This window comes from Syntrophothermus sp., from assembly GCF_013314835.1.
Lineage (GTDB): Bacteria > Bacillota > Syntrophomonadia > Syntrophomonadales > Syntrophothermaceae > Syntrophothermus > Syntrophothermus lipocalidus.
On record NZ_JABUEX010000071.1, the window covers coordinates 1 to 8807 of the forward strand.

General features: G+C 50.8%; 8 protein-coding genes and 1 rRNA gene. 2 read left to right on the forward strand and 7 right to left on the reverse strand.

Translation table 11 applies throughout. The features are described 5' to 3' along the window. Positions 1–226 precede the first annotated feature (226 nt). The 5 genes from HPY90_RS13670 to HPY90_RS13690 all read right to left on the reverse strand — a co-directional run bounded on the left by HPY90_RS13670 (position 227) and on the right by HPY90_RS13690 (position 4775). Complete coding sequence (locus tag HPY90_RS13670; protein ID WP_287195292.1) at positions 227–784, reverse strand: TetR/AcrR family transcriptional regulator; 558 nt, start codon at positions 782–784, stop codon at positions 227–229. A gap of 65 nt (positions 785–849) precedes the next feature. Then, on the reverse strand, positions 850–1959 hold the full coding sequence (locus tag HPY90_RS13675) for an ABC transporter permease (protein WP_287195294.1): 1110 nt from the start codon (positions 1957–1959) through the stop codon (positions 850–852). Beyond that, positions 1956–2879, reverse strand: coding sequence for an ABC transporter ATP-binding protein (locus HPY90_RS13680; RefSeq protein WP_287195296.1), 924 nt, complete (start codon positions 2877–2879; stop codon positions 1956–1958). The genes HPY90_RS13675 and HPY90_RS13680 overlap by 4 nt, the downstream gene beginning before the upstream one ends. Then, positions 2879–3787 (reverse strand): ABC transporter ATP-binding protein, encoded by a 909-nt coding sequence (locus tag HPY90_RS13685; protein ID WP_287195298.1) that lies wholly within the window; start codon positions 3785–3787, stop codon positions 2879–2881. Before HPY90_RS13685 ends, HPY90_RS13680 begins: the two co-directional genes overlap by 1 nt. Further along, positions 3780–4775 carry an HlyD family secretion protein gene (locus HPY90_RS13690; protein ID WP_287195300.1) on the reverse strand — a complete coding sequence of 332 codons (996 nt, stop codon included), beginning with the start codon at positions 4773–4775 and terminating at the stop codon, positions 3780–3782. The genes HPY90_RS13685 and HPY90_RS13690 overlap by 8 nt, the downstream gene beginning before the upstream one ends. A 248-nt stretch (positions 4776–5023) precedes the next feature. Here HPY90_RS13690 and flgG point away from each other — a divergent pair, with 248 nt between their 5' ends. Further along, positions 5024–5809, forward strand: a complete 786-nt coding sequence (gene flgG / locus HPY90_RS13695; protein ID WP_287195302.1) for a flagellar basal-body rod protein FlgG — start codon at positions 5024–5026, stop codon at positions 5807–5809. A 203-nt stretch (positions 5810–6012) separates the two neighbouring features. Further along, positions 6013–6378 carry a rod-binding protein gene (locus HPY90_RS13700; protein WP_287195304.1) on the forward strand — a complete coding sequence of 122 codons (366 nt, stop codon included), beginning with the start codon at positions 6013–6015 and terminating at the stop codon, positions 6376–6378. Between the two features lie 15 nt (positions 6379–6393). Here HPY90_RS13700 and HPY90_RS13705 read toward each other — a convergent pair whose 3' ends face one another. Both HPY90_RS13705 and rrf read right to left on the reverse strand, forming a co-directional pair. Beyond that, the gene (locus tag HPY90_RS13705) at positions 6394–8550 is read right to left on the reverse strand and encodes an HD domain-containing phosphohydrolase (RefSeq protein ID WP_273699210.1); all 2157 of its coding nucleotides are present in this window, start codon (positions 8548–8550) and stop codon (positions 6394–6396) included. A gap of 173 nt (positions 8551–8723) precedes the next feature. Then, positions 8724–8807: ribosomal RNA gene (gene rrf / locus HPY90_RS13710) — 5S ribosomal RNA — on the reverse strand; the annotation flags it as partial.

The window sequence follows — 8807 nt, forward strand, 5'->3', positions numbered from 1 at the left end:
AACCTCCTGTTTCTCGCTCCGCTTCGCAGCCCTCAGTTTCGCCGTGTGTTGTCCGGCACTCAACGGAAGTCTCAGTAACCTTTGTTTAACCAAATTGTCGTTTAGTTGAGTGCCGGAGCTCGTCATATGTCGCTCGCCTGGCTAACACACCTCCTCGGCCCTATTTTGGGGGCAGCTGTGTCGGTTATGCCGGGTGTAACACAGCCAGGTTTTAGGTAGGTGTCTTCTAGAAAAGAGCGAGGAGAAATAACCTTACCAGTTGGGTAGTCGTATCTTCGAAGGTTAAATTGTTGTCCACTATGAAATCGGGGTTGACAACCGCTTGCACCGAAGCGATCATGGCCGCCGCGACAATGCGCGGGTCAATACTTTTCACTTCCTCCTTCGGGCTACAGTGGACCAGTTCCCTGACCAGCCACTCCAGCCTTTCTGTCCTCAATCTGTCTATTTTCTGCCAGAGGAATGGGTAGTGTTTTCTCAAATCGTCTAAGCTTTGGCGAGTAATAACGGAACTGGCCTGCCTGGTAAGGTACCTTAGAATTTCAGTCACGGCCTTTCTCGGGTCTTCCTCGCTTTTTATTATCTCTTCCGCCCGCGAGGCTATCCTTAAGATCAAAGCTTCCACGGCTTTCTCGATAACTTCTTCTTTGCTGGTAAAATACCGGTATACCGTACGCTTGCTCATCCCCGCTCGGGCAGCCAGTTCTTCCATGGTAACCTGCCCCAATCCCTTGGCCCGCACCAGGTCCAAGCAGGCCGCAATCAGTTTCTCTCTAGTATCCAAAGGTGCTCACCCCCTGTTCTCGTCAGTCCCCTGGCAGACACTTTTCAAAAAGACATGAACAAACCTCAGGCGATTCTCTTCTTAAACTTCAGAACGCTTACAAGCAAGAACACGGCCGAGAATACCAACAAGCAAGCAACCTGACCCTTCAGGTACTCAAACCCTATCCCTTTCAACACTATCCCTCGGATGATTACCAGATAGTAAGTCAAAGGAATTACATCGCTGAGATAATAAATAAGCTTGGGCATGGCGGCTCGCGGGAACATAAAGCCCGACAGGAGAATGCTAGGCAGCATAACAAAAAAAGCTAACTGAAAAGCCTGCATCTGGGTCCGTGCTACGTTCGATATCATTAGCCCCAGCCCTAACGAAGCCGTGATAAAAAAGAGGGTAAGAAGATAGAGCTCCAGCAAGCTCCCCCGTATGGGCACACCGAATACCAGCACCCCCACCAGCAGAGCCACGGTTATCTGGATGTATCCGAGTACGATGTACGGAAGGATCTTGCCGATCATCAGCTCATATGACTTGATGGGGGTCACCATTAGCTGTTCCAGAGTCCCCCGTTCCCTCTCCCTCACTATGGCCACTGCTGTCAGGATGACCATGGTCATAGTCACAACAATACCGAGGATAGCCGGGACCATATAATAAGCGGTAATCCCGTCCGGGTTGTACCATGGTCGCACCCGTACATCGTAGGGCGGACTGGTGAGCTTAACCTTTTGCACCAAAACCTGTTGTGATTTGAGAAGACCGATGGCGTTGGCCACCGCCACCGCCTGGTTGGCCACCATGTTGTCACTGGCGTCAACTATGACCTGCACCGTGCCTGATTCCCCCCGCTTGAGACAACGGGCAAAATCCGGAGGAAAAATAATGCCGACCTGTGCTTCCCCGCTGTCGATGGTCTTGTTCACCTCATGGTAACTTCCGGCTGCCTCAACTACATCAAAATAGCCCGAGGCCACAAAAGACTGGAGTAGATCACGGCTTTCAGGTGACAAGGATTGGTCGAATACAACCGTCGGGACGTGTCGTACCTCGGTCTGGATGGCATAGCCGAAAAGCAAGAGCTGAACCAACGGAATCAGGAAAACCAGGGCCAGGGTCATGCGGTCTCTTCGGATCTGCAGAAACTCTTTATAAAGAACGGCTGTAATACGGCTCACCTAGCACCCTCCTCACCCTCAGGGTTACGCACCAGGTACATGAAAACATCTTCCAAACTCGGGATAATCGGTTGAGGAACAACCCCGGTGGTGTTTCTTAAGAATCCAATCCCAGCCTCGTCTGACAAGAGAACGTGCAAAACCGTCCCGTGTACGGAGCAGTCTTTGACATACGGCAATCCCTCAAATTCCTTGGCCCGTTGGATGGCGTTCGGCACTTCCAGCTCCACCAAGGTACCGGGCAGGGTAGCTGCCTTAAGGGCATCCGGGCTCCCGACCGCTATAAGCTTTCCATTAAGCATAAAACCTACCCGATCGCAACGCTCGGCTTCGTCCATGAAATGAGTGGTGAGTATCACCGTGGTACCTTCATAAGCCAGGTTTTGAATAATGTTGAAAAAGCTGCGGCGTGCTGTCGGGCTGACCCCGCTGGTCGGCTCGTCGAGGAAAACAATCCTGGGTCGACTTATCAAAGCACACCCCAGAGCTAAACGCTGTTTAGCCCCGAGATTCAAGCCTGCTACTGATTCCCCTGTCCGGCTTTCAAGCCCGGTCAAAGCCAAAATCTCTTGAATGCGTTCCTTCCTTTTTTTGTGCGGTATCCCGTAGATGCCGGCGTAAAACTGGAGGTTTTCGACAACGGTCAGGTCCTCGTACAAACTGAACTTCTGAGACATGTACCCCAGGTTCTGTTTGATAGTCTCTGCCTGGCGGGTGAGGTCGTAACCGAGTACTGTCCCAGAGCCGCTAGTAGGCTCCAGTATGCCGGTCAGCATCCTGATAAGCGTAGACTTACCCGCGCCGTTAGGCCCCAAGAGCCCGAATATCTCTCCGGCCTGAATTTCGAGCTTAACATCGGACACAGCCACGAAATCCCCGAAAGCTTTGGTTAACCCCTTGGCAGTCACAGCCCACACCATTAACCTACTCCCTTTTCCGCAAACTCGACGAACACATCCTCCATCGAAGGCCTGATTTGTCGAACCGACCTGACCTCTTCCCCCCGTTCGGCGATGTACTCTTTCATCACTGACAACAACTGTTCAACATCGTGGACCGCTAGGTGAAACCTGTCTCCAAAAAAAGAGTAGTCTATGACTCCAGGCATACCTTGAAAAAACTGGGGGTCCCTTGTGGCCAGTCTTACTTCCAGGACATGATAGGGGTAAGCCTTCTTCCATCCTGTCGGCGAATCGACCCCAACTATTCGGCCCCGGTTCATCAGGGCAACTTTAGTGCACAGTTCGGCCTCATCCATATAAGGAGTAGAAACCAAAACCGTCATCCCCTCTTGATTCAGGCGATACAGTATCTTCCAAATCTCTTTCCGCGACTGAGGATCCACCCCGAGGGTAGGTTCGTCCAGTACCAACAAACGCGGCCTCGTGACCAGGGCACAGGCTAGAGCCAGTTTCTGTTTCATCCCCCCTGAAAGGTTGTCGGCCAACCTGCTTTCGAAACCCTCTAATCCGGTGATACTAAGTATTTCTTCGGCCCGCTGCCTAATAAGAACTCGCGACAGCCGGTACATGGCCCCAAAAAACTCGATGTTTTCCATCACCGTAAGATCCGGGTAAAGGCTGAAACGCTGCGGCATATAACCGAGGCCGGCCCGAACTTGTTCTATCCTGTCGATGCTATGGTTCATCAGGTACACCTGGCCGGAATCCGGCCTTATCAAACCGCACACAACCCGCATCAAGGTGGTTTTGCCTGCCCCATCAGGCCCTACCAACCCGAACAAATCCTGTTCCTGCACCCATAAGCTCACATCGTCAAGAGCCAGGGTTTCCCCGAAGCTCTTGTGCACGTTTTCAAGCCTAATCACGGCTCTTTCCCCCGTCAAACACCACATCTGCCGGCATTCCCGGCTTTAACACCCCGTCCTTGTTATCAACGCTGATCTTCACCGCAAAGACTACGTTCGTCCTCTCCTTCTTGGTTTGTATCATCTTAGGAGTATACTCGCCTCGGGAAGCGATATAAGTCACCCTACCGGTGAACACCTCCGGGCTTCCACTTACCGTGATCTTGACTTCTTGTCCTAGCCGAATAGCGGGCAAGTCGTCGGTCGGGATATATACCTTTATCCACAAATCGTTGAGATTAGCCACCGTAGCCAGGGATGCCCCCGCCTGCACGTATTCCCCTGGCTCGTAGTTCCTGTATAAAACCACCCCGTCGATAGGAGAAAATACCTTGAGATCCCTGATCATCGCCTCCGTGGCCTTCAACACAGCCTCGCAGCGTTTTACCTCTAACTCGGCCTGGGTAATTTGCTCCGATCTAGAACCCGCCTTGAGCAGCCTCAGCCGGGCTTCAGCAGCTTGCAGTTTTTGTTTTTCTATGGCTTGAGCAGTTTGAAACTTCTCTAGCTCGTCTTTGGTTATGGCCCCAGCCTGATACAGTTCCTCCCGTTTCGTTAAGTCCTCTGTCGCTTGTTTCAGGCTGGCTTTGGCTATTTCCACATTGGCCGCCGCCTCAGCTATCTCCTCTTCCCTGGCGCCGGAAGTGAGATCCCTGAGTTGGGCCTTCGCTTTCAACACGCTGAGAGCATCACGCTCCCTTTGGGCGACAAGGTCATTGCGTGAAAGCTCTGCTACCAACTGTCCTTTCTGGACATGGTCCCCTTCTTTCACCGTCACGTACTCAATAACCCCGGCTGCCTTGGCCGTCAGCTCGGCAGTGGTAGCCTCAATGGTTCCGGAAGCCTGGATACCCGTATTCTGCGGCGATGAGTAATAATGTTCATATGCCAGAAATGTTCCTACTCCCAAAGCTGTCACCAGCAAGAGCAAAATCAACCGTTTCTTCATGTCCCTTTTACCCGCCTCCTACCCAATGACTTGAACTCTATTGAAGCTGGTATACTATTGGCATTATCCTGGTTTACTTAGTTTTAACCATAGCATTTTAGCTAGGTAAGGTCAATCGTATTTTATCCTTGGTAAACCGTAAAGCTGGGAGCTGTTTCTAACGATATATATTTAAGCAGGCCCTTTCGGTGAACACACATGCCCACAGGGTTTGTTTTTAAACCCCTATTACATAGGAGGTTATGCCAATGTTGAGGGCTCTTTATACCTCTAGTACCGGAATGTTTGCCCAGCAACTCAATATCGACAACATCGCTCACAACATCGCCAACGTGAATACTACCGGCTACAAGAAATCCCGGGTTGAGTTCCAGGACCTTATATACCAGATGCTGAGGCGCCCGGTGGCTAACGATACCACCGTGCAGCCTTCCGGGCTCTGGGTGGGGCTAGGAGTTAAGCCGAGTGCAACTCAGACCATATTCTCCCAGGGTAATCTAACCCCCACCGATAACCCGCTGGATGTAGCGATACAAGGGCAAGCCTTCTTCCGAGTGCAGTCACCTACTAACGAAGAATACTTGTACACCCGGGACGGTTCCTTCAAGCTTGATTCCGAAGGCAACCTTGTGACTACTGATGGTTATTACGTAGTGGGTGTTGATACCATAGATCCCGAGGGTTACGATATTGCCATAGCTCCTGATGGCACCGTCACTTATAAGATGCCGGGGCAGGATGAGCCGGTTGAAGCAGGACAGATCGAGCTGGCAAAGTTCACCAATCCAGCCGGATTGGAAAAGATAGGAGGCAATCTCTATCGTCCCACTGCCAGCTCCGGTGAGGCAATAGATTGGGATCCGGAGGCAGACACAACCGTTTCTCTTCACGCCGGTTACCTAGAAGCGGCTAATATCCAGATCGTAGAAGAAATGGTGAACCTGATTACCGCCCAGCGGGCCTACGAGATTAACTCCAAAGTCATTCAATCCGCAGACGAAATGCTGGGTATGGCTGCCAATCTCCGCCGATAGTTTGGTTTGGGTTAAGCCACGGATGAACACAGATGTCCGCTGATTAACACTGATGGAACCTGCATTCCTAATAAGAACCACCGGGAATAGAGCCGATTTTGTGGATTCGCAAGAAAGGATATCGTATCCATGGTTGAAATCAATAGCCGTGTTGCATAGAACTGATGGAATCGTAACAGGTCAATAGGAGGCGCGAGTCTAAATTGGACGCAATTGCCGCTGTTAGAGGGCCAAGCCTAGTCGAGTTCGCTCCGAACACAAAAACCAGGACCAGTAAGACTCAGTTCCAGCAGGCATTGAACGAAGCAGCCAAGGATTACGACAACGATAAAAACGATAAGAAGTTGAAAGAGGCTTGCCAGGAATTGGAGAGCGTTTTGGTCTACCAGATGATAAGGGCCATGCGCTCGACCCTTCCCAAGGGCGGGTTGATAGATGAAGGCTTCGGCGGTGAGGTTTTTGAATCCATGCTGGATGAGGAGTTTGCTCGCCAGATGGCCAAAACCGGTAGCACCGGACTGGCCGATTTAATCTTCCGCCAACTCACGATTTGCCGAAAAAGTCGATGAACCGTTATTGTATGGTCACTGCAGCTCCAGCACGTCCGCTACCTCGAGCAGGGCCCTCACGACCTCCGGATCATAGAGCTTGCCCGCATTGTTTTTCACTTCCTCCAAAGCAGTTTCTAATCCCAAAGAAGGGCGGTAGGGCCGGTGAGATGACATCGCCTCCACCACGTCGGCTACAGCTATGATTCTGGCTTCCAGGCATATTTCTTCGCCCCTGAGCCCACTCGGATACCCGGATCCGTCCAACCTTTCGTGATGCTGCGTCACTATAGAAGATATGTCCCAAGGGAAAGGTACTTCAGCCAGTATCTCCGCTCCAACTTGACTGTGCAATTTAATGAATTCAAACTCGGAAGGACGCAGCTTCCCTGGCTTAGTCAGTATTTCAATAGGAACGGCAAATTTACCGATGTCATGGAGCAAAGCCGCTAACCGCAGGCCCTCGATTCTGTCCTCTGGCAGGCCCATGTACCTGCCTATTGCGGTGGCAATCGCAGCCACCCGTCTCTGGTGACCAGCAGTATAAGGGTCCCTCTGTTCGACCATGCCTACCGCTAGCATGGTTATGGCGTCAAAAATCCTGCTGCGTTGCTCTTCGTTCTGTATCCGTTCGGTGACATCCATCAGATTACCGATAATCGCTGGGCGGCCTTTAATCATCAACCTGGCTCCCATACACTCGAGCCATATCACCTTACCGTCCCTCCTCACCCCCCGAAAAATATAATGAACACTGGAGACTTCCCCGGACAAGCGGTCTTTTAACTGTTTATCCACTAGCCACCGATCGCCAGGATAGACTATAACATCGAGCGGATTCTTGTTCAGTAGCTCTTCTTCAGCATAACCGAATATCTCAGCCATGCGCTTATTGACATAAAGAAACACCCCATCTTGGAGTATATAGATGCCGGTCAAGGACTTGTCTACCATGGCCTGGTAAAGCGCTTCCGATTCTCGCAGAGCTCGTTGTGCCTTTTCTCGCTGCAACCCGCTCTCCATGATGTTGACTATGGCTGACAAAAGCTCCAGTTCTCCGTCCGTCCATTCCCTAGCCGTCTTGCTTTCTACCAACAAAACACCCCACCGGTCATCCTCGCCCAGTACCGGGACCCCAGCCAGCGATCGAATACCGCATCTGGCAAAAACAACTCGTTCGCTTTCTGTTAGTTCTTTTAGACTGCTGAGTTTCACCGCCCTGCCCGTAGTCACTTCTCTCCATAAAACTGGCACATCTTTCTCCTTCAATATCTCAAAACCGCCATCATCGAATTCCTCGTCAGCCGACCACTTGCTCTTCAACACCATTTGTTTTTGTTTTGAATCAATCCGCCACAAACCGACCTTACATTCCCCAAAGCTCTCCCCGATCATTTTCAGCGTGGATCGTATCGACTGGTTCAAGTTCCTTGACAAAGCAAAGTCTGCTGCAGCATTGCTGAACAGCCGCTCGTAACGGTGAAGACGGGATATCTCTTTTTCGGCCTGCAACCTTTCGCTTACGTCCCGTATAGAAATAACCAAGCACTCATCCTCATCGATTTCCGCTCGGAAAAGAGATATCTCGGCCGGAAATTCGGCAGGAGTTTCTCGAAATGCGGTAAGGGTATATACCCCCTCTGTTCTTTCGTTTAGCAGCTGGAGACCACCAATCCCAAATACTGCATTCATCAACTCCTCTATCGAAGTCCCTATTCGCAATTCACAACCTTGTCTCAGCATCTCGCTAGCTGCCTGGTTAAAATGCAACAAACTCCCTTTTGAGTTCACGACCAGGTAAGCATCACGGGTAGACTCTAGAATGTTACGTGCCCGGTGCTCAGCCTTCAATTTCATTAAATCCCAGAACAACCGGGCTCCGACATGGTCTATGACCTTGATATAAGGGGGTTTCGTACGGTAGATCTCGTTCAGAACCTCCTCACTACCCGTTAGCTCTATTATCATCTTCACATCTGGGTTGGAGTAAAAGTCCGTAAAAACAGTAGTAGTCATTAATCCTTGGGCTCGCGCGTATAGCATCCCGGGAACATCAGACCGCAAATCAGCCACTCCAACAATCCTCGCCTGGAATTCTTCCAGCCGCAAATGATCAAAAAGCTGCAGTAGCTCTAAACACCCCTGTCCTCCGCCTATTATAGCAACCCCTATTTCGTCAGTCCTCTTTCCCATCGACACACCCCTACTAAAAATGCTCTTATTTATGTACAATTCCACACCTTTGTCCTTTTTTCCTCTATTGTGCCAATTATAGCAAGCCCTGACGTAACTTTTCTTTTTACTCCTCATAGCATTCGACCCAAAATCAAAAAACCCAGCGTTTAGGCTGGGTTTTAGAAAATAGATCCTGGCAGCGACCTACTCTCCCGCGTTAGCAGTACCATCGGCGCTGGAGGGCTTAACTTCCGTGTTCGGTATGGGAACGGGTG